The following is a 20,394-nucleotide window of genomic DNA, read 5'->3' as shown; positions in this document are numbered from 1 at the left end:
CATGCCTGATCATGATAGGACGATGCCTGCAAAGAGCCGGCTTCCCGGCACCACTACTATGGCCGGCTGGTAACAACGACCGAGGAGTGAGGACGTGGAGCGTACGTTCCAGGTCGATCTGCGAGGGATCGTCGACCTGTTCAGCCGACACTTGTACGCCAGTCCACGGGTGTACATGCGGGAGCTCCTGCAGAACGCGGTCGACGCCATCACCGCCCGCCGGGCGATCGACCCGGGTGCGCCGGCCGTGGTGTCGATCGAGCCGCCCGAGGTCACCGGCGACGGGACACTGCGCATACACGACAGTGGTATCGGCCTGTCCGAGCCCGAGGTGCACGAGCTGCTCGCCACGATCGGGCGTAGCTCCAAGCGGGACGACCTGGGCCTGGCGCGGCACGAGTTCCTCGGCCAGTTCGGCATCGGACTGCTGTCCTGCTTTCTGGTGGCCGACGAAGTCCGGGTGACCACTCGCTCCGCGCACGGCGGGCCGACGGTGGAGTGGACCGGCCTGGCCGACGGGCGCTATCGCGTGGCCCCCGCGACGCGCGAGCGCATAGAGCCCGGTACCACGGTGACGCTCAGCCCGGTGCCCGGCATGGCTCGCTGGCTGGCCGGCGAGATGGTGAACGACCTGGTGGCGTCGTACGGGGACGCGTTGCCGGTGACGATTTCGATCGCCGGGCGGCGGGTGAACTCCGGTGCGCTGCCCTGGCAGCACGGGTATCCGTCGCCGGCCGCGCGGGCCGGGGCACTGCGCGCGTACGCCGAACGCGTCTTCGGCTTCGCCCCGTTCGACGTGATCGACCTGGCGGTCCCCGAGGCCGGGCTGACCGGGCTGGCGTTCGTCCTGCCGATGGCGGCCAATCCCGCGGCCCAGTCGGGTCACCGGGTGTACCTGCGCCGGATGCTGCTGGCCGACGGCGTCGACAAGCTGCTGCCAGAGTGGGCGTTCTTTGTCCGGTGCGTGGTGGACACCGGCGAACTGCGCCCGACCGCCAGCCGCGAGGCATTGTACGAAGACGACCTGCTCGCCGACACGCGGGAGGCACTCGGCGCGCAGGTGAGGGACTGGCTCGTGCGCCTGGCCGCGACCGAGCCGGACCGCCTCCGGCAGTTCCTGGCCGTCCACCACCTGGGCGTCAAGTCACTGGCATTGCACGATGTGGAAATGCTGCGCGTGGTGGACCGCTGGTGGCCGATGGAGACCGACGCCGGGCCGATGACGCTCGCCGACTTCCGCCGACGACACCCGGTGGTGCGCTACACGGCGACCGCCGACGAGTTCCGCGTGCTGGCCGCGGTCGCCAGCGCGCAGAACTTCGGCCTGGTCAACGGCGGCTACGCGTACGACATCGAGATCATGCGCCGGCTTCCGCTGCTGGACCCGGCGATCGTCGTACGCCGGCTGGATCCCACCGAGCTGGCCACCCGGTTCGAGCCGCCGGACCCGGTGCTGGAGGCCCGGCTGCGGCCGTTCCTCACAGCGGCTGCCGGTGTCCTGCGGAACCTGGGATGCGACGTGGTACCGCGTTCCTTCGACCCGCCTGCCCTGCCGGCCCTGTACCTGACGAGCCGGGCCGCGGTGCAGGCGGCGGAGATGCGGACGGCCTGGTCGTCGGCGGGTGAGCTGTGGTCCGGAGTGCTCGGCGCCGTGGACACCACTGACGCGGCGCACCGGCCGCAGCTGATCCTCAACCTGCGCAACCCCGTCGTGCGGCGGGTCGCCGAGGTGCGCGACCCGGCCCTGGCCGCTCTCGGCATTCAGGCTCTGTACGGTCAGGCGCTGCTGTCCGGCCACCATCCGCTCCGCCCGGAGGACGGCGCGATGCTCAACCGTTCCTTCCTGGATCTGCTGGACTGGGCCATCGGCGCGGCAGGCGCCCGATGAGCCGGAGCGGGGCCGAGCTGGCCGCCATGCTGGAGCAGGCCAGGCGGATGGGCCACGGCGAGGCGCAGACCGCGCTGCTGGAGGACCTGGTGCGGCACGCCGACGCCGGCGGACTGCACCGGCTGGCCTTCGCCGCGCGCCGCAGCCTGGCCAACGCGTACTGCGTCGATCGTCAGTGGGACAAGGCGTTCCCGCTGTTCTCCCGTTGCCTGAGCGAGTACGACGCACGGCCCGGCGAGTTCGGGCCGGAAGAGGATTGGTCGCTGCGCAGCTGGTACGCGAACATCGCCCAGTCGATGGCCGAGTTTCCCGAGATCAGCCTGGCCCAGATCTACGGCGCTTTCGAGGACATGGAGCGCCGTTTCCGCGCCGGTGGTCACAGCCTGCGGCAGGTGTACGACGCCCGCCGGTGGGTGGCACAGCTCGCCCGCGACTGGCCCGAGGAGGAGCGCTGCCACCAGCAGTGGGAGGCGGCCGGCGGGCCCGACCCGGACTCGGTGTGGGACTTCGAGGTCCAGGTCGAGCGGCTGCTCCTGCGCGGCAACGACGCTTCTGTCGGGCGGGCGCTGGCCCTCGCCGGGCCGGTGCTCGCGGGCGAGGTCACCTTCACGGAGCCGTCCGCTCCGATCCAGTGCCTGATGTTGCTGCCGCTGGCCCGCGCCGGGCGACTGGAGGAGGCGGCGAAGGCGTTCAACCGGGCACGCCGTGCGATGTACCAGGGCGTCTACCGATACGAGTACGGCGGCATGAAGATCGAGTTCTGTGCGCTGACCGGTAATGAGGAGACCGGGCTGTCGGCCCTGCGGGAGCAGCTGGCGGGCTTTCCCACGCTGAACCGGCCGAACGGCAAGATGGAGTTCGCCACCGCCGCGGCGGTCCTGCTCCGGCGGCTGACCGCGGCCGGCCGGGGCGACGAGACGGTCCGAGCGAACGGCAGCGACCTCACCTGGTCGGTGGCCGAGCTGTGCCACGAGATGGAGAGCACCGCACGGGACCTGGCCGCCCGGTTCGACGCGCGCAACGGCACCACCTGTCAGGGGGACCGGATCCGCGCCCGGCTGACCGCGCCTCCCGTCGTCGACTTCCTGCCGCTCTCTCCGGGCGCCCGCAGACCGGTACGGCTGGAGATCCCGCCCGGCCTGCCGCCCGAGGCGTTGCTGGACCGGGCCGAGTGGCACGAGCGACGGGACGAGCCCGCCCTGGCCCGCCGGTATGTGGCCGCCGTCGGCACACCCCCGCCGCACCTGGCCGCGCGCCACGCCGAGCTGACCGCTCTGACCGACTCCGAGCGGGCCGAGGAACGGTTCCGCTGGGCGGCAGAGGCCTACCGGCAGGCCGGCGACCAGCAGCGCTACCTGCTGTGCACGTGCCGGCTCGGCAACTGGCTGTGCGATCAGGACCGGTTCCACGAGGGCCTGCCGATGGTCACCTGGGCGATGGGCGAACTGCGCCGTACCGGCCGGCACGAGCTGATCGCCCGGGGCGAACTGCTCCATGCCCGTTCGCTGTCCTGGGCCGGGAAGGTGCCGAAGGCGTACCAGGCTCTGGCGAATGGCGTCCGGCATGCCCTGGCCTGTGGCGATCCGATCCTGATCGGCTCGCTCGCGCTGACTGAAGGCCTCTGGCGGGAGTTCGACCGATTCCCGCCTGCCCAGGTGATCGGCCTGGCCGACACGGCACGGCAGGCGTTCGCCGCCGCGGGTTCACCCGGTCAGCTCGTCAGGGCGTTCGAGCTCCGGCGCCGCAACCACGAACGGGCCGGCGCTCCGCATCACTTCACCGACCTGGTCGAACAGGAACTCGCCACGCTACCGCCGTCGGCACCGGCACAGCTGCGCGGCTACCTCCGGTATCGGCGTGGTGTCGCCCTCGTCCTGTCCGGCCGCGCGGCCGACGCACTCGACGACCTGATCGACGGAGTCGGCGAGGCACGCTCCCGCGACGCCGACACCGCCGAACAGGGCTATCAACTCGCCGTGGCGTACCGTGCGGCGGGCCGGGCCGAGGACGCGATGGAGACCGCCGCCGACGTGGCCACGTGGCTGGACCACTTGCGGGAGCTCGGAGAGCTGGCCGAGCCGGACATGGCCAACTGGAACCGTCTCCTGCTCGCCGAGTGCCATCAGATCCTCGGCCACCACGCCTCCGCGCTCGAAGAGTACGAGAAAGTCGCGGCCTCGGCCCGCGGCCGGAACGACGCGAGGCTGCTTCTCCAGGCGCTGATGCCATCGGCGAAGATCCACGACCTCCTGGACGAGGACGCGGAGGCGGCCGCGACCTACCGGGAGGCCGCCGATGCCGCGGCCGGGCTCGGCGACGTGCACGTGGCGGCCATCTGCCGCGCGTCCGAGGCGCTGTCCCTGCAGCGGACCGGTGACGTCGAGCGGGCCCTCGCCGTACTCGCGCAGGCTGAGGCCATGACCGGCGCGCTGCCCGCCGAGCCCGCGGAGCGCCTCCCGCGGAACTGGGCGATCACGTTTCGCAGCGCCGCGCACGTGCTGTCCGCGGCGGGCCGCCTCCAGGAGGCGGCCGACCGCGCGGCACGTGCGGCCACGGCCTTCCGGCAGGTGGGTGAGGTGACCGACGCGACGACCATGGACTTCCTGCATGCCCGTACCCTGGTCCGGCTGGGCCGTCCCGACCTCGCCGAGCCGCTGTTGCGGGCCATCATCGAGGCCGCCGGTCAGGAGACGCCGCTGCACCAAGCGGCGGCTCGGGCGCTGGCGGAGACCCTGGATCAGCTCCGCCGATCCGCCGGACCCAGCCGGAGCGCTCCCAGCGGTTGAGCGGATGCCCCACCGCGGGGTGACATCTCGACCCGCCGCCGTCCCCGGGCCCAGCGGTTCCGGTGAGGAGCACCAGCAGCGATAACCCGGATCGACTCCGTTGCGATTTTCGCAACTGAAGCTTAGAGTGGAGGCATGTGCGGGGAGATCGTGGCACAGCGCGTCCGCCAGCTGATCACAAGAAGTGGCCGAAGCCAAGGCGAGTTCGCGACGCTGGCCGGACTCGACCCGTCGAAGATGTCCAAGTCGCTATCCGGCACCCGAAGGTTCACCTCCCTCGACCTGGCGCGGATCGCCGAACTCGGTGGCGTGACGGTTGACTGGCTGCTCGGCGCCGATGAGACCCCTGCGTTGGCGGGGAGGCTCTCGTCCCCGCCGGGCAGTTCTGTGGAGAGTGCCGCACAGGAGGCCGATCGGCTCACTCAGCTCCGCGCGGACCTCGCCTTCCTCGGTTACAAGCAGCACGTCACCCTCCCTCAAACCACACCCGTGGGCAGTTGGTGGGTAGGGCAGGGGCAACAACTTGCCGCTTGGGCCCTTGACCAGACATGCGCTGCCGGAGCCGATCCCAGCCACACACGCGATCTCGCCGAGCTGATCGAGAACGTGTTCGGGATCGATGTGGCGATCAGCGAACTGCCTGATGGTTTCGACGGTCTGGCCTCCAGTAGAGAGCACCGCCGGCTAATTGTGGTCGGGACCTCGACGGTCCCCAGCCGTCAGCGCTTCACGCTCGCGCATGAGCTGGGGCACGTATTGGCCGGCGACGATCAAGGCCTGCTGGTAGAGGCCGACATTTACGACAAGCGTCATAGCCGACAGTCCTCCGAGATCCGAGCGAACGCCTTCGCCACCGCCTTTCTCCTACCGGAAGAGCGACTGAAATCGGAGACGAGCGGCATGGCCTGGACGGATGAGTCCTTCGTCAAGCTCGCCTTCCGATGGTGGGTGTCACCCAGCGCGTTGGCCTGGCGGCTGCATAACGTGAGCCTGATTTCCAAAGATCTCTGCGACCGGTTCCGCGGCATGACCACCGAGTCCGCGGCTCTGCTCGCCGGCGAGCTGGGTTCGTTCACTGAGTGGATCGACGCCGCCTCCCGATGCCGGATTCCGCAGCTGCTGTTGCGCGACACCTTCCAGGCCTACCTCGACGGCACCTCGACCCTGCGTCCTTTCTCCAACCTGATCGGCGAGGATAGCGAGAGCATCCGGCAGGCTCTTGAACAAGCCGGAGAGGAACCTCCCCTGACGTCATGACCTGGTACTGGGTCCCCGACAACACCATGCTGTGCAACTTCGCCGCAGTGTCACGCCTACGCCTCCTGGAGGAGATTCTGCGCGGCAGGGGACGCTGGGTTGAGGCCATCGGCCGCAGTTCCGCGGATCCCTCTGGATCACGGACGATCGGGACGCCGGAGATTATGCCCGCAGGCAGGGCATCACTACACGGGACACCATGGACCTGTTCTGCGAAGCGATCGTTGAAGGGCTCTGCACCGCCGACGAGGGCTTCAAGCTGCTGCATGAGATGGTTCGCCTGGGCCGCCACCTCCGCCTGCCGAACAGCCCTGCTGATCTGCAGTAGCGAGGGGTGTCGGAAGCTGATCCCGTGCAGGGCGCTTCCTGCACCTCACCCCTATTCCAGCGTCAGGCAAAGTCCGCCATTCGCGCGTACCGGAACTCGCCCGACACCGTGACCGTACCGGTCTGGCCGTGCCGGTGCTTGGACACGATCAGATCAACCTCTCCAACGAGGGGCGTGACTTTCTGCTCCGTTAACTCGGTTGCCGCATCAGGCGTCGGATGTTGTGGTGGTATATCTGTTCGCGGGCGGCGTCGGTGATGTCGAGGGCGTCGATGACCCTGATGGTTTCGCGGATGTACATCGGCCCGCCTTCGGGGTCGAAGGGGCAGTCGGTGCCGAACAGGACGTGGTCGGCGCCGAAGAAGTCCAGGCCGCAGCGGGTGCCGATGGCGGAGCCGGACAGGGCGGTGTCGGCGTAGAAACGGCGGAAATACTCCAAGGGCCGGCGTGGCAGCAGGTTGCTGTAGTCCTCGCCGGCGGTGCGGCTGCCGAGCTGGTCGCTCCAGCCCAGCCCGATGCGGCCCTCCAGGTAGGGGATCATGGCGCCCAGGTGATGGGTGATGATCTTGATGTCGGGGTGGCGTTCGAACAGGCCGGAGAAGACCAGCCGGGCCATGGCGGCGCTGGTCTCGTACGGCCAGCCGAGCGCCCACCAGATCTCGTACTTGGAGGTGTCCTCGGTGGCGTAGTCGGCGAAGGCGGCGCTGCGCGTGGGGTGCATCCAGATGGGCAGGTCGCGGCGAGCCATCTCGTCGAACACGGCCTGGAACGCCGGATCGTCCAGGGGGCGGCCGTTGACATTGGTGAAGACCTGCACGCCGCGGGCGCCGAGGTCGTCGATGGCGTACGCGAGCTCGTCCAGGGCGGCGTCGGGGTTGTTCATCGGCAGGGAGGCGACGAAGGCCGGGAACCGTTCAGGGTGCTTCTCGCACAACTCCAGCATCGACTCGTTGGCCAGCCGGGCGAGGGGCGCGGATTCGGCCGGGCTGGCGAGCAGTTCGATCGGCGGCGACGACAGCGTGAGAACCTGCTGGTAGCCGTCGCCGAACTCGTCCATCATCCGCAGCCGCGCGTCGAGGTCGTGCAGCGCGGACAGATCCAGCCACCGTTTGAGAGCACCGGGATCGACGGCGAGCTCGCGCATGCGCTCGAAGTACGGTGCCGGAAGGATGTGGCTGTAGGCGTCGACCTTCATCGGTCTCCTCTCGTGGTCTTCGGGACCCAGCGGGTGATGCGGCGGTCGACGGCCTGGACCAGGGCGACGGCGCCGAGTGCGACGGCGATGATGACCAGGAGCACGGCCAGCACGCTCGCGCCGTCGAACCGCCCGCCGGCTTGGGTGATGATGCGGCCCAGGCCGACGACTGCGATGAACATCTCGCCGTTGATCATGCCGGTGACGGCGCGGCCGACGCCTAGCCGGACGCCGGCCATGATCATGGGGGCGGCGGCCGGGAGCATGACGCGCAGCAGCACCTGGCGTTCGCTCGCGCCGTAGGAGCGAGCCATCTCGATCAGATGCGCGGGCACGGCCTGGATGGCCGAGGCGGTGTTGATGATGATGACGAACATCGCGTACATGACCACCACGGCGACGATCGAGCTGCGGCCCTCTCCCAGCAGGGAGAAGAAGATCGGCGCGAAGACCAGCGACGGGGCGGTGAGCAGGGCATAGACGTAGACGCCGAGCGCGGCCTCGACCTTGCGGTAGCGGCCCATCGCGACGCCCGTCAGCAGGCCTGCAGCCAGCGAGATCGCGAAGCCGAGCACCAGGTTGACCAGGCTGTCGGCCAGGCTGGTGACGATCAGTCCGCTGCTCACCATCTCGGCCAGGCGGGCCAGCACCGTGCTCAGCGGAGGGAAGAACGACACGTCGGCCAGGTGCCCGATCAGCTCCCACGCCGCCGCTCCGGCGGCCAGGCTGACGGGGGCCGCCGGTAGACGCCGCCAGGGCAGCCGCCGCCGGCTGGAGCTCACGGCCCGCCGCTCGGCCACCGCACTCATCCGGCCACCTTCGCCGGTCGGTGCTCCTCGTGCATGTCGCGCAACCGATCCCAGAGGTAGGCGGTGATCTCGACGTACTGTCCCGATCGTTCGAGGGCGCCGACGTCGCTGGAGCGGGGCCGTTGCAGCGGTACGGGGACGATCTCGGCGATGCGGCCGGGCCGGGCGCTCATCAGTACGACGCGGTCGCCCAGCAGCACCGCCTCCTCCATGCTGTGGGTGATGAACACGACGGTCATCCGGTGTTCCTCCCAGATCGACAGCAGTTCTTCCTGCAGCAGGCGGCGGGTCTGCTCGTCCACGGCGCCGAACGGCTCGTCCATGAGCAGCACCCGAGGCTGCACGGCCAGGGCGCGGGCGATGCCGACGCGTTGCTGCATGCCGCCGGACAGCTCGCCGGGCCGTTTGGTCTCGAACCCCGACAGCCCCACCATGGCGATCAGGGAGCGGGCGCGTTCCTCACGCTCGGCCCGGCCGACGCCGCGCATGCGGAGCCCGAAGGCGACGTTGTCCAGTACGGTCGCCCAGGGCAGCAGCGCGAAGTTCTGGAAGACTATGGCGCGGTCGGGACCGGGTCCGCGCACGGGCGTGCCGTCCACGAGGATGTCGCCGTCGTTCCAGGGGATGAGCCCGGCGATGGCCTTCAGCAGCGTGGTCTTGCCGCAGCCGCTGGGCCCGAGCACGGTCAGGAACTCGTTCTCGCTCACGGTCAGGTTGACGTCCCGCAAGGCGTCCACGACCTCGTCGTCCTGGCCGACGAAGCTCTTGCTCAATCCACGGATCTCGATCATCTGGCGCTCCTTGCCGTCATCGTGTGCGCCCAGCCGGTCAGCTTGCGTTCGCCCCACCGCGCGACGGAGATCAGCAGGAGCGCCTCCGCCAGGATGATCACGATGGTGCCGTAGAGCAGTGGGGCCTTGAACAGGCCGCGGTACTCGAGGATCAGTCCGCCCAGTGCGGTGGAGACCATGAGCAGCTCGACGATCACCATGCCGGTGACCGCGCGCCCGATGCCCAGCCGGATGCCGGTCATGATCGCGGGAAGCGCGCCGGGCAGCAGGACCCGGGTCCAGATCTGCCGCTCGCTCGCGCCGAACGAGCGGGCCATCTCGATCAGTGATGGGTCGACCTGGCGGACCCCGGCGCGGCTGTTCACCACGACCATGACGATCGAGAAGATCGTGACGAGGATGACCCGCGAGGCCAGCCCGAAGCCGACCGACATGACCAGCAGCGGGATGATCGCCGCCATCGGGGTGACGAGCAGGATGTTGAGATAGACGTCCGCCAGGCGCTCCAGCAGCCGGAAGCGGCCGAGTACGATGCCCGCCGGCACGCCGACCGCGACAGCGATGCCGAAGCCGAGCACCAGGGCCTGGTTGCTGACGTACATCGCCTGCCACAGTTCCGCGCTGCCCAGCAGCTCGACGGTCGCCTCCACCGTCTCGGTGAAAGTGGGGATGAGCAGGCCGCCCCACTCGCGGGCGTACAGCTCCCAGCCCGCCGCGAAGGGGGCGAACGTCAGCAGCTGGTACGGCAGGCCGGCGTCGGCGACGCGGCGCAGCGCCCCCGGACGGCGCGCGGGACGGGGACCGGCGGTCATGCGGCCGCCTTGACGAAGGACAGGTCGGCCGCGTCCTTGGCGGTCATGCCCTGCTTGATCACGCCTGCCCTGACGAAGAAGTCGATGGTGCCCTGGACGTTCTGCTCGGTCAGGGCCGCCGCGTCGAACAGGTCCGCCTTGACGTACCGCTGGGCGATCTCGGCGACGTCGGCGGCGTCCTCATCGGGCAGGTGCTTCTTCACCAGGCCGACCAGGTATTGCGGGTCAGCGTTGATCTTGGCGTGCTCGCGGATCAGAGCCGTGACGAACGCCTGGGCCGCGTCCTTGTGCTCGGCAAGGAACTCGGCGTTGGCGTAGACGGTCTGCGGGTGCAGGTCGGGCAAGGTCTTGCCGAAGTCGACGACCTGGGCGAACTTCGAGGTGCCCGACTCCAGCGCGACCACGTCGGAGATCTCCAGCGGCGTCGCGTCGATCTCGCCCGCCACCAGGGCCTGGGCCCGTACGTCGGAGCCGCCGATGGTCAGGTAGTTCGGCTTCTTGCCTGCGCCGCAGTGGGCGCCCACCCACTCCTTGGCCATGGCGGTGGCCACCGCGCCCTCGCTGAAGATCCCGAACGGTCGGCCACTCAGGTCGTCGCAGGAGGAGATGCCGGGCTTGCCGTAGATCGCCCACTGGTTGCCGATCACATCAGCGATGATCTTGATGGGGGCGTCCTGCTCGATGGCGATCAGCGCAGGACTCGTCGCCTCCGCCGAGATCGCATAATCCCCCTTGGCCAGCCCCTCGATGGCCAGTTCGGGCTCGGCCAGCTCGACCACCTTGACCTGGTGACCCGCCTGGCGCACGGCGTCCACGGCGGCCAGGATCGGCACCGTCGTGATGTCCGGCTCGATCACCGCCACCGTGAACGACGACGTCCCGTCCGCGTTGGTGCCCGCGCCCCCGCCGCCGCAGGCGGCCACGGCCGACAGGGCCGCGAGCGCGGCGATCCGTTTCACATGAGTCCCGGCGTGCATGGCTCCTCCTTCGAGCTCACGTCCGTGGCCTCGGCCTTGCGTAAGCAGAGGTCACTGGCTAGGCAAACGTCTGCCTTGCGGGCAAGTTAAAGAGCTGCGGCACAACATCGTCAAGGGGGCGTTGCAGGTTAGTTACGTGGCGGTTTTCCTCAATCGATAGCCGGCCTGAGCGAATCGTGCCATCGTTTAGGCAAACGTTGTCCTCAGGAGGGTGCACGTGAGTTCACTGGTGGAGGTCGCCAAGGCGGCCGGCGTGTCGGTGTCCACCGCGTCACGGGTGCTGAACGGCTCCAGCCACCCCATCTCGGCCAAGACCCGGGCGCGGGTCATCGCCGTCGCCGAGCAAGTCGGCTACTCCCCCAGCGCCCTGGCGCGCGCGCTGGTCTCGCGCAGCAGCCGCCTCCTGGGGGTCCTCGTCAGCGACATCGTCAATCCGTACTTCTCGGTCATCGCCCGCGGAGTGGACGACGTGGCCAGCCGAGCCGGGTACGTCACCATGCTGTCCAACGTCGACCGGCGCACCAGCACAGAGATCAACCGGCTGCAGACCATGCGGGACTACCGCGCCGCCGGAGTGATCTTCGCAGGCAGCGGCTACGACGACGACCCCCACACGCCCGAGCTCGTCAAAGCCGTGCGCCAGGCCCGGGAGCAGGGCATCCAGACCGTGTCGCTCACCATCCGCGACCTCGGCTGCCCGACCATCACCGCCGACAACCGCACCGCCGCCTACGACATCACCGACCACCTTCTCTCCCTCGGCCACCGCCGGATCGCCTTCATCGAGGGCCCGCCTGGCATGGTCGCCAGCCGGCAGCGCCGTGAGGGCTTCCTCACCTGTATGAGCGACGCCGACCTCGCCGAGGCCGCGCAGTGCCACCCCGGCGGGTTCGACTACGAGTCCGGGCACGCCGCTACCATGCGGCTGATCGCCCGCCCGCCGATGCCCGACGCCATCCTCGCCGCCAACGACGAGGCTGCCGTCGGCGCGCTCAACGCGCTGCGGCAGGCCCGCATCGACGTGCCGGGCGAGATCTCCGTCGCCGGCATCGACGACCTCAGGGTCGCCCAGTTCGTCGGCCTGACAACGGTGAGCCTGCCGCTGTACGAGATGGGCGCCATGGCCGCCCGCCACATCATCGAGGCCGCCCCGGGCGCGGAGACGGACAATCCAACGGCCACGATCCTCAGCCATCGCCTCATCCCCAGGGAAACCACCGGACGCCGCACCACCCCCATGCCTGCCTAACCCTGGCCCTCCAGAACGCTGGCGGAACTGCGCGCCGATGGCTGTCATCAACATCGGCAGGCCCGCCGAAATCGCGTTTCCACCCTCGTGACCCTAGGTTGGAGTACGCCGATGTCTTCACCACACCGCGCGCCAGCACTGCCCGCCGTTGTCGGGATAGGGCAGCATCACGTACAGGGGAGCTTGTCCTCCTTCTTCCAGTTCCGGGGCACGTAGACCAGGTAGTCGTTGACGCCGGTCGATGCCTGTAGGTCCGCTGGTCGACGCGACCCTCTGCGCTTCCAAGGCCGCCGTCATCGCCCCGTCGGCGATCACCACGGTGCTGGCATGCCCCAGGGTGCCTGCACCACCTTCAGCTCAGCACCAGACGCCAGCGCCAGCGTCGCAGTTCCGTAGTGCAGCAGGCCGTGCTGCGTGTTCGCGATCAGGTCCCCGGCCGCTAACCCGGGCCAAGAAACTGATCTATGTAAATATCTTTCATTGATGCTCGCATGTTGGTTAGATACTTTCGCCCGCGCTCCCCCTCAACCCCCCGGAGGGACCAGCTCGTGAAAATCACCACTCGTTTATCGGCCGCCGTCGTAGCAGCCTCTCTGGTTCTGCTCGGCGCTGTGGCGCCCGCGACCGCCGCAACCACCACGGTCGACAACGCCACCCCCGGCCAGTTCACCGCAGGCGCCGACTGGGGCACATCGGCATGGTCCGCGCAGCGGTACGGCGCGGACTACCGGTTCGCGACACCGAACACCGTCGCGAGCGACGCCGCCTGGTTCAAGGCGTCGATCGCAGCGGCCGGGGCCCACCTGGTCGAGGTCTGGTACCCAGCGGACGCCGGCTACAACAGCGCCACCCCCTTCCTGGTGGCGACCACCGACGGCACCCGTACCGTGGTCATCGACCAGCGCGCCAACGGTGGCCGCTGGGTCAGTCTCGGCACGTTCACCCTCGCCGCCGGCGACTACAACGTGGTCGGCGTCAGCCGCTGGACCAGCCAGCCCGGCTACGTCGTCGCCGACGCGGTCCGGATCACCTCGTCCACCGGAGGGGGCTCGTTCTCGCTACCCCTTCCGCGCAACGCGCTGCCGCGCAGCGAGTACGACGACCCGCACCACGACTATCCCGCGATCGACCTCCCGGTCGGCACCGGCACCCCGGCGTACGCGGTGCGCGCCGGCACGGTGACGGTGATCGACGACAGCCTGTGCGGGCGAGGCATCAACCTGACCGGAACCGACGGGGCCATCTACACGTACTGCCACTTCTCGTCGTGGTCGGTCTCCAACGGCGCGTCGGTCGGCGCCGGGCAACAGATCGGGCTGACCGGCAACACCGGCAACTCGACCGGTCCGCATCTGCACTTCGGCATCCGCACCGGCAGCACCCGGCGGTGCCCGCAGAACTTCCTGCTGGCCGTCTACGACGGCGCCACCCCACCGGCGGCGAGCAGCCTGCCCACCACGGGCTGCTTCTACGCCAGCCGGTCGACGGAGCCGGTCATTCCACTCGGCTAAGGGCATCAACGGCCGGCCCGCCAGTGCCCACCGCAGACGCGAACCGATGACATTCGCGGTGCTGTCGGCGCTGCTCGGCCTCACCGCCGAGCGGCGCCGGCTGCGCCATGCCCGCGCGCCGTGGCTATGCTCAAGGCCTTGTAGCGGCGTTCTTGACTAGGGGAGCGATCCCCACCTAGCGTCTGTCCGAATTCGTTCCGGTGAAAGCGGTGCGCTGCACATCTGGGGCGAGCCGGGCATCGGGAAGTCCGCGCTGCTCGAGTACGCGGCCTCGCGGTCCGACCGTGCGCGGGTGCTGCGGATAGCGGGAGTGGAGAGCGAGGCCGAGCTGCCCTACGCGGCCTTGCACCTGCTGTTACGCCCGGCGCTGCACCGGATGGACGCGCTGGCCGCGCCGCAGGCGGACGCCTTGCGTGGCGCGCTGGGATTGACAGGCGCAGCCGGCGCCGACCGCTTCCTCATCGGCCTGGCCGCGCTGACCCTGCTGGACGAGCTGGCTGGGGACGGGCCGCTGTTGTGCCTTGTCGACGATGCTCATTGGCTGGACGGACCTTCGGCCGAGACCATGGTGTTCGTGGCCCGCCGGCTCCAGCACGAAGGCATCGCTCTGATCTTCGGCGCCAGGCCCGGGTTCAGCGCACCGGGGGTGACCGAGCTCAAGCTCGGCGATCTCGACCGGGAATCGGCGAGCTTGATCCTCGACACGCAGGCTCCCCGCCTTCCCTGGCACCTGCGCGACCGGGTGCTGGCTGAGGCCGAGGGCAACCCGCTGGCGCTCCTGGAGCTGCAACACCTGGCAACCGGCCCCACCACGCTGCCGACCGGACGCCTGCCGTTGCCACAGCGGATCCAGGACGCCTACCAGCGGCGCATCGGTGAGCTTTCGCACCCCGCCCAAGCAGTGTTGACCATCGCCGCAGCCGAGGAGACCGGCGCGCTGGACGTGATTCTGCGTACGGCCGACGCACTCGGCGTCGTGGATGGGCTGGACGAGGCCGAGGCCGCGGGCCTCATCAGGATCATCGGGCCGGTGGTGACCTTCAGGCATCCGCTGGTACGGACGGCGGCCTACCAAGGCACCCCGTTCTCCCGGCGGCTGGCCATCCATCGCGCGCTGGCCGCGGTGCTGGACGGTGAGCGGGACGCCGACCGCCACGCCTGGCATCTGGCCGCGGCCTCACCCGGCCCCGACGAGAGCGTCGCCGCGGCCCTGGAATCGGCCGCCGGACGCGCCCGGGAACGCAGCGGGTACGCCGCGGCGGCTTCGGCTCTCGCCCGCGCCGCCCAGCTCAGCGAGGGCGACACTGAACGGGGCCGCAGGCTCCTGGCCGCCACCCAGGCGGCCGCCCTGGCCGGTCTGGCCGGCCTGCAGGAATCCCTCGCCGAGCAGGCCGAGCGCCTGCTCACCGACCCCTACCAGCGGGCGGCCCTGAACTCCGTCCGCGCCGAGCACGCCTTCAACATGGGCTCCCTCCATACCGCCGTCGACCTGCTCATCAAGGCAGCCGAGCTCACGACACCCCTGCCCGGCGCCCTGGACAGGGCCGCCGCATTGCTGGCCCAGGCGAGCCTGGCGGCGTTCTATGCCGGTGATCCCGGGCTGTCCCGGCGCGTGCACCACTGTTTCGCGCAGCTTGCGGGCGCGCCGGGGCATCCGGGCTTCACGCTGGTCACGGCGACGTTGGACTTCCTTGTGGGGTCCCTGGACAAGGCCCTGCCGGAATTCCGTGCCAGGCTCACGGATCCGGCCGCCGCACAAGAACACCTCGCCGGGTACGCGATCGCGGCCGGCCATTTCGGGGTCGCCCGTGACCTCGCGGCAGCGCAGGTGGAAGCGTGCCGTACGACCGGAAGGATCGGAGCAGCCCCGATGGCGCTGGCCCAGCTCGCCGCCGCCGAGTTGTACCTCGGCCGGCTCGAGAAGGGTGAATCGGCGGCGACCGAGGGGCTGCGGATGGCCGAGGACACCGGGCAGTCGCATCGCGTCGCCCACCACCACGGCGTGCTGGCCTGGATCGCCGCCGTCCGCGGCGAGGAGGAGCGGTGCCGCGAGCACGCCGCGCGCGATCTCGGGCCTTTCGCGGTCGAGCTGGTCTCCATCAGCGCCGGGTGGGGCGTCTGGGCGCTGGCCATGCTGGACCTCGGCTACGGACGCTGGGAAGCGGTCCTCGACCGGCTCGCGACCGCCGCGCGTGGCCCCATCGGCCACCAGGTGAGCGCCGTCTGCTTCGCGGCGGACGAGATCGAGGCCGCCGTACGCCTCGGCAACGCCGACGCGGCGGTCGTACCCTTCGAACGGCTCCGCCGCTGGGCCGAGGCCGCCTCACTGCCCTGGTCGGACGCCGTGCTGGCGCGCTGCCGCGCCCTGCTGTCCCTGGACGACGACCCGGAGGCGCACTTCACCGCGGCGGTGTCCTGTGCGGACCGGCCGTTCGAGCAGGCCAGATCAGCGCTGGTGTACGGCGAGTGGCTGCGCCGATCCCGCCGCGCCTCCGACGCCCGCACCCAGCTGCGCCACGCCGCGGAAACCTTCACCCTCCTCGGCGCGACGCTGTGGGCCGGGCGCGCCGCCGCGGAACTACGGGCGGCGGGTGAGACCACGCCTACCCGTGCCGCAGGCCACGACCTGGTGGCCCAGCTCACCGGCCAGGAGCTTCAGGTGGTGCGCCTGGCCGCCACCGGAGCCACGAACAAGGAGATCGCCGCGAAGCTGTTCCTTTCTCCCAAGACCGTCGGCCACCACCTCTACCGCGCCTTCCCCAAGCTGGGCGTCACCACCCGTACCGAGCTGGCGCGGCTTCAGCTCACCTGACGCGCGCGGTCACAGCGGCATGAACGGCTTGCGCGTGGCGCGCCCGCCGTTGGACAGCCCGGGGGGCACCGGGTAGCGCCGCACCCATCCGTACATCGTGATCGGGCTCCTGCTGATCATTTCCTTGTACGCCACCGCGGCCTTGCCCCTGAGATACCAGTGGCGCGGAGAGTCGTCGTGGCGGACGAACTGGATCACGGCGTCTTCGCGACCGAGGCTGACCGGTTGGTGGAAATATCCGAACCGGAACGGCCTGACCTTCTTGCCGGACATCTCGCGGGCGATGCAGTCAGCGGCGTGGGCGCCCGACGGCATCCCGCTCTGGCAGGTGCCGTGGATCGGCCCCCACGCCTGGCGGACGGCTGCCGCATCCCCGACCGCGTAGATCTCCGGATGCGACTGCGACCGCAGCGCCGCGTCGACCAGTACCCGGCCGCTGCCGTCCACGGCGATGCCGGATTCGGCGGCCAGCGCGGGCGCGCGTACGCCGGCCGTCCACAGGCAGACGTCGGCCGGCACGGTCTCCCCGCCGGCCAGGGCCACGGCGCCGGGGAGCACCTTGGTGATCTCGGCGTTCGCCAGCACGGTCACCCCGAGCCTGGCGAAGGCGGCGTTCACATGGGCGCGCGCCTTCTCCCCCATCATCCAGCCGGGCCGCTGCCTGCTGATCAGGGTGACGCGCAGAGCCGGATGGTTCTCCGCGATCTCGGTGGCCGCCTCGATGCCGGTCAGGCCCCCGCCGCACACCGCGATCGTCCCGCCGATCTCGTCCAGGGCCGCCATCCGCAGCGCCATGCGACGGGCCAGCCGCGCGTCGTTGAGGGTGTAGGCGTGCTCGCTGACACCGGGCACGATCCCGGCGTCGGTGTAGCTGCCCAGCGCGTACACGAGCCGGTCGTACGGCAGCGCCCGCATCCCGCCGGCCGCGGACACCGTGACCTCACCCCCCGACGGTGTCGATGGCCTTCGCGCATCCCTGGACGAACACCACCCGGTTGCCGAGCAGGTCGGGAATGCGGTGGTGAGCCAGTTCGTGCCCGGCCGCGACCTGATGCATCCGCAACCGCTCGACGAACAGCTCGGACGGGTTGACCAGCGTGATGGAGACGCCTTTGCCGCGGGTGCGCAGCGCCAGCCGGGCCGCGCTCATGACACCGGCGTAGCCACCACCCAGGACCACGATGTTCATCAGCGTTTCTCCCCGCACGTCATCTGCTCGCTGTTTCGTGCAGGTCCAAACGCTAGGAACGGCCGGCGTCCCGCGGTATCGGGCATGTGCCTTAATCGCGGGCCCGCCCCGCCGGACACGGCAATTAGGGGCACATGCCCGATACCTCCGACGGCGTGCCGTTCCTAGCGTGTGATCCAAGAACTTCACCGAGAAAAGGAGAAGCAGATGAACATCGCCCTGGTTCAGCCGGATTCGTCCGTTGGCTACGCCCTGACCTCCGGGCGTCTCGTGCCGACGGTGGTCGCGCTGATCGCGCTGGCCGGCGTGGTCGTCGGCGGGCTGGCACTGGCCCGTCCCGGCGGCCGGTTCGGCCAGTCCCGGACGGCGGCCAACGCGGCCCTGACGGCGGGACTGGTCAGTGTGGCCGGCGGCGGCGTGTGGGCCGCCACCACCGCCGGCACCGGCTTCGGCACTGGCAACGGATTCGCCGGCGCCCTCGTCGCCGTGATGCTCGGCCTGGTCAGCCTGGCCCTCGGCGGACTGGTACGGGCCCGCGCCCGCAACGGGCACCGGGCCGGGTCCGCGTGAAGGTCACCGCCACGCAGTTCGCCCGAAAAGTTCACTGAAAGAGAAGGAACCTCACCATGCCCCCGCGCACGACGACGAAGCGAGGCAACCTCGCCTTCCTGCGGACCGCGATCGCCTTGCAAACCGTGGCAGTCTTCATCCAGGCGATCACGGCCGGGCTGTTGCTGTCCGTACCCACCGGTGGGGTGTTGCACAGCGCTGGGGCGTACACGGCGTTCATCGTGACGCTGATACACCTGGTCGCCGCGACCTTGGCGTGGCGGCCGGGCGGCGGTTCGCCCCGGCCCATCCTGTACGCGGCCGGGTTCTTCGGGCTCATCTCGGCGCAGGTAGCGCTGGGCATCGCGCAGGTGACGGCCCTGCACATCCCCTTGGGCGTCCTGCTGTTCGGGATGAGCGTCCTTCAGCTCGCCTGAATCCGGACCGGCCGCCGCACTCACCCGGCCGAGCCGCTCTCGACGAGTCAGCTCAGGCTGGACGGACCTGACAGCCGACCGTTCAAGGAGCGCCCCGTGCGGTGAAACCTGCGCAGAATCCCGTCCGCCTGGGAAAGGGCGTCGTCCTTCTCACAGAGCGCGGCCCGCTCGTGGTGATCAGTTCCGGGATGAACCGGATGCGACCAAGCGACTCAACAGGTGAGGAGCGTATCCGTGTCCACCATCCCCCCGGCCCGCAAGAGCGGACGATCCTGGGCCCTGCTGCTCGTCCTGTGCGGCACGATCTTCCTCGAGGGCAGCGACGTCGCCATGCTGGCGGTTGCCATCCCCACCATCCGCACCGACCTCGGCCTGACCACCGGCACCGCGACGTGGGTGATGAGCGGCTACGTGCTCGGCTATGCCGGTTTCACTGGTTTTCTCGTGCTCTTCCTCGAAGCTGCTACTTGTCAGCGACATCGTCCTCCAGCGGAAACGATCGCTGTCGCTCAGCGAGCCGCGGATGCTCCATGCTGAGCATGTCCCAGCCGCCTTTCCTGGCTATCCGTGAGGAGTCCCATTGACCCGGTACGCCATCGATCGCAGCCGCAACGCCCTCATCGCCTGCTGGAGCACTGGGCTGGGGGACACCGCGGTGGTCGTAGCCGGTCTTCCTTCCGGGATTTCCAGCCACGACGCCCTGAGTCTGGCCAGGGCGCTGACCCAGCTCTCCGAAGCGTGCTGGCGGTGCTACACCCATCCAGCCAGCGCCGCAGACAGCCACGAGCCCCACTCCGAAGGCTGGCGCCGGCAAGGCGAACGCGACGCCTTTACCGTCGTCCCCACCGCGTTGACGAGCCCCAATCTGCCCTCAGACGGCCACATGATCCAGTCCTACATCCGTGTCGAAGAAGCCGCACACCGGGTCGGCCGAGCCCTGCACACGCTCGACGCCGCCGAGCTGACCACCCGCGTCACCATCGACGTCGCCGCCGAACTGGCCGCCATTGAGCAAGCCGAGCTGGGCAACCTGTCCGAGCGTGCCCGACAGGCTGTCGTCCTCACCCGCGAGGACGCCTCGCCTGTCCAGGTGGCCCAAGCCGACAGCATGCTGCACGACGACCCCTTCGGCCCCGAAACGCTCTTCACCGAGATCGACCCGGCCGCGGCCGCCGTCGCCGCCGCGCATTGGCTGCATGCGGCGGCCACCATCACCGCCGAGTATGCCGGGCTGCCCGCCACGCAGATCGTGGCCGAGGCCGACAACATCGAGGCCCTCCCCCACGAGACCCCGACTCTCGTCCTCGAGTTGATGGCCGACGGCGCCTCCCCCCGCCAGGCGGTGATGCCCATGATTCGCGCTGCCCTGCGTGTCGCGGAAGGCGAAATCCCCAACATCACGGCACTCAAACAACGGATCACCGCCGCCGAGCAGATGATCGACAAATGGCGCGATGCCCAGCCCGAGGTGAGCCTGGACGCCCTCAACCTGCGGATCACACCCCTGGATCCCACCCGCCCGGCTCTCGACCTACTCGAAGACCTGCTCAGCGGAATTCGCGGCTGCTGGCTGCTGTATGCCGAGTACGCGATCGATCGCGATGAAGCAGGTGATCTCGACGATGAGGACGCAGAGGACTGGCAGGAGCACCGCACCGCATCGTTCTTCGCGGAAGTCTGGACCGCCCCGGGGATCTTGGAGGCTACGATTCCTGCGAACTTGCGAATGACGTAGTAGATCCCTGCGCCTTATAGAAGGCGTCCTCGTACTCCCTCGGCGGAATATTACCACAGAATGAGTGAA

General features: G+C 69.7%; 18 protein-coding genes. 11 read left to right on the top strand and 7 right to left on the bottom strand.

Annotated elements, in window-relative coordinates:
- The first annotated feature begins 94 nt into the window (after positions 1 to 94).
- The 4 genes from ACTWQA_RS52095 to ACTWQA_RS52080 all read left to right on the top strand — a co-directional run bounded on the left by ACTWQA_RS52095 (position 95) and on the right by ACTWQA_RS52080 (position 6,259).
- A complete protein-coding gene (locus ACTWQA_RS52095) occupies positions 95 to 1,888 on the top strand; it encodes an HSP90 family protein (protein WP_443166250.1) in 1,794 nt (597 codons plus the stop codon).
- Positions 1,885 to 4,674, top strand: a complete 2,790-nt coding sequence (locus ACTWQA_RS52090) for a hypothetical protein (RefSeq protein ID WP_443166249.1) — start codon at positions 1,885 to 1,887, stop codon at positions 4,672 to 4,674. Before ACTWQA_RS52095 ends, ACTWQA_RS52090 begins: the two co-directional genes overlap by 4 nt.
- A 135-nt stretch (positions 4,675 to 4,809) precedes the next feature.
- On the top strand, positions 4,810 to 5,931 hold the full coding sequence (locus tag ACTWQA_RS52085) for a helix-turn-helix domain-containing protein (RefSeq protein ID WP_443166248.1): 1,122 nt from the start codon (positions 4,810 to 4,812) through the stop codon (positions 5,929 to 5,931).
- Positions 5,932 to 6,130: 199 nt separating this feature from the next.
- Positions 6,131 to 6,259 (top strand): hypothetical protein, encoded by a 129-nt coding sequence (locus ACTWQA_RS52080; protein ID WP_443166247.1) that lies wholly within the window; start codon positions 6,131 to 6,133, stop codon positions 6,257 to 6,259.
- 190 nt (positions 6,260 to 6,449) lie between these two features.
- Here ACTWQA_RS52080 and ACTWQA_RS52075 read toward each other — a convergent pair whose 3' ends face one another.
- Genes ACTWQA_RS52075 through ACTWQA_RS52055 form a run of 5 tightly spaced genes read right to left on the bottom strand, consistent with a single transcriptional unit; the run spans position 6,450 to position 10,843 of the window.
- A complete protein-coding gene (locus ACTWQA_RS52075) occupies positions 6,450 to 7,454 on the bottom strand; it encodes an amidohydrolase family protein (RefSeq protein ID WP_443166246.1) in 1,005 nt (334 codons plus the stop codon).
- Entirely contained in the window at positions 7,451 to 8,263 is an 813-nt protein-coding gene (locus tag ACTWQA_RS52070; RefSeq protein ID WP_443166245.1) for an ABC transporter permease, read from the bottom strand. The genes ACTWQA_RS52075 and ACTWQA_RS52070 overlap by 4 nt, the downstream gene beginning before the upstream one ends.
- On the bottom strand, positions 8,260 to 9,054 hold the full coding sequence (locus tag ACTWQA_RS52065; RefSeq protein WP_443166244.1) for an ABC transporter ATP-binding protein: 795 nt from the start codon (positions 9,052 to 9,054) through the stop codon (positions 8,260 to 8,262). The genes ACTWQA_RS52070 and ACTWQA_RS52065 overlap by 4 nt, the downstream gene beginning before the upstream one ends.
- On the bottom strand, positions 9,051 to 9,866 hold the full coding sequence (locus tag ACTWQA_RS52060; protein ID WP_443166243.1) for an ABC transporter permease: 816 nt from the start codon (positions 9,864 to 9,866) through the stop codon (positions 9,051 to 9,053). The genes ACTWQA_RS52065 and ACTWQA_RS52060 overlap by 4 nt, the downstream gene beginning before the upstream one ends.
- Complete coding sequence (locus ACTWQA_RS52055) at positions 9,863 to 10,843, bottom strand: ABC transporter substrate-binding protein (protein WP_443166242.1); 981 nt, start codon at positions 10,841 to 10,843, stop codon at positions 9,863 to 9,865. Before ACTWQA_RS52055 ends, ACTWQA_RS52060 begins: the two co-directional genes overlap by 4 nt.
- Before the next feature lie 217 nt (positions 10,844 to 11,060).
- Here ACTWQA_RS52055 and ACTWQA_RS52050 point away from each other — a divergent pair, with 217 nt between their 5' ends.
- The 3 genes from ACTWQA_RS52050 (at position 11,061) to ACTWQA_RS52040 (ending at position 16,415) form a co-directional block, all read left to right on the top strand.
- Positions 11,061 to 12,092, top strand: a complete 1,032-nt coding sequence (locus ACTWQA_RS52050; RefSeq protein WP_443166241.1) for a LacI family DNA-binding transcriptional regulator — start codon at positions 11,061 to 11,063, stop codon at positions 12,090 to 12,092.
- 548 nt (positions 12,093 to 12,640) lie between these two features.
- Positions 12,641 to 13,603 carry a golvesin C-terminal-like domain-containing protein gene (locus ACTWQA_RS52045; protein ID WP_443166240.1) on the top strand — a complete coding sequence of 321 codons (963 nt, stop codon included), beginning with the start codon at positions 12,641 to 12,643 and terminating at the stop codon, positions 13,601 to 13,603.
- A 190-nt stretch (positions 13,604 to 13,793) separates the two neighbouring features.
- Positions 13,794 to 16,415, top strand: coding sequence for a helix-turn-helix transcriptional regulator (locus tag ACTWQA_RS52040; RefSeq protein WP_443166261.1), 2,622 nt, complete (start codon positions 13,794 to 13,796; stop codon positions 16,413 to 16,415).
- 9 nt (positions 16,416 to 16,424) lie between these two features.
- On the opposite strand, the gene ACTWQA_RS52035 is transcribed toward ACTWQA_RS52040, so the two are convergent.
- On the bottom strand, positions 16,425 to 17,348 hold the full coding sequence (locus ACTWQA_RS52035; protein WP_443166239.1) for an NAD(P)/FAD-dependent oxidoreductase: 924 nt from the start codon (positions 17,346 to 17,348) through the stop codon (positions 16,425 to 16,427).
- Positions 17,349 to 17,355: 7 nt separating this feature from the next.
- Positions 17,356 to 17,604 (bottom strand): tryptophan 7-halogenase, encoded by a 249-nt coding sequence (locus tag ACTWQA_RS52030; protein WP_443166238.1) that lies wholly within the window; start codon positions 17,602 to 17,604, stop codon positions 17,356 to 17,358.
- 207 nt (positions 17,605 to 17,811) lie between these two features.
- Between ACTWQA_RS52030 and ACTWQA_RS52025 the strand changes: the two genes are divergently transcribed.
- The 4 genes from ACTWQA_RS52025 (at position 17,812) to ACTWQA_RS52010 (ending at position 20,325) form a co-directional block, all read left to right on the top strand.
- Positions 17,812 to 18,174 carry a DUF6223 family protein gene (locus ACTWQA_RS52025; protein WP_443166237.1) on the top strand — a complete coding sequence of 121 codons (363 nt, stop codon included), beginning with the start codon at positions 17,812 to 17,814 and terminating at the stop codon, positions 18,172 to 18,174.
- 56 nt (positions 18,175 to 18,230) lie between these two features.
- On the top strand, positions 18,231 to 18,590 hold the full coding sequence (locus ACTWQA_RS52020; RefSeq protein WP_443166236.1) for a hypothetical protein: 360 nt from the start codon (positions 18,231 to 18,233) through the stop codon (positions 18,588 to 18,590).
- 234 nt (positions 18,591 to 18,824) lie between these two features.
- Positions 18,825 to 19,127: a hypothetical protein gene (locus ACTWQA_RS52015; RefSeq protein WP_443166235.1), complete on the top strand. Its 303-nt coding sequence runs from the start codon at positions 18,825 to 18,827 to the stop codon at positions 19,125 to 19,127.
- Between the two features lie 43 nt (positions 19,128 to 19,170).
- Positions 19,171 to 20,325 carry a hypothetical protein gene (locus tag ACTWQA_RS52010; RefSeq protein ID WP_443166234.1) on the top strand — a complete coding sequence of 385 codons (1,155 nt, stop codon included), beginning with the start codon at positions 19,171 to 19,173 and terminating at the stop codon, positions 20,323 to 20,325.
- Positions 20,326 to 20,394 lie beyond the last annotated feature (69 nt).

Origin of the sequence: Nonomuraea sp. 10N515B (assembly GCF_052245915.1) — a bacterium.
In the GTDB taxonomy this organism is placed as follows: Bacteria; Actinomycetota; Actinomycetes; order Streptosporangiales; family Streptosporangiaceae; genus Nonomuraea.
The sequence above is the reverse complement of the archived record's forward strand: the minus strand, read 5'-3'. Positions and strand labels throughout refer to the sequence as shown.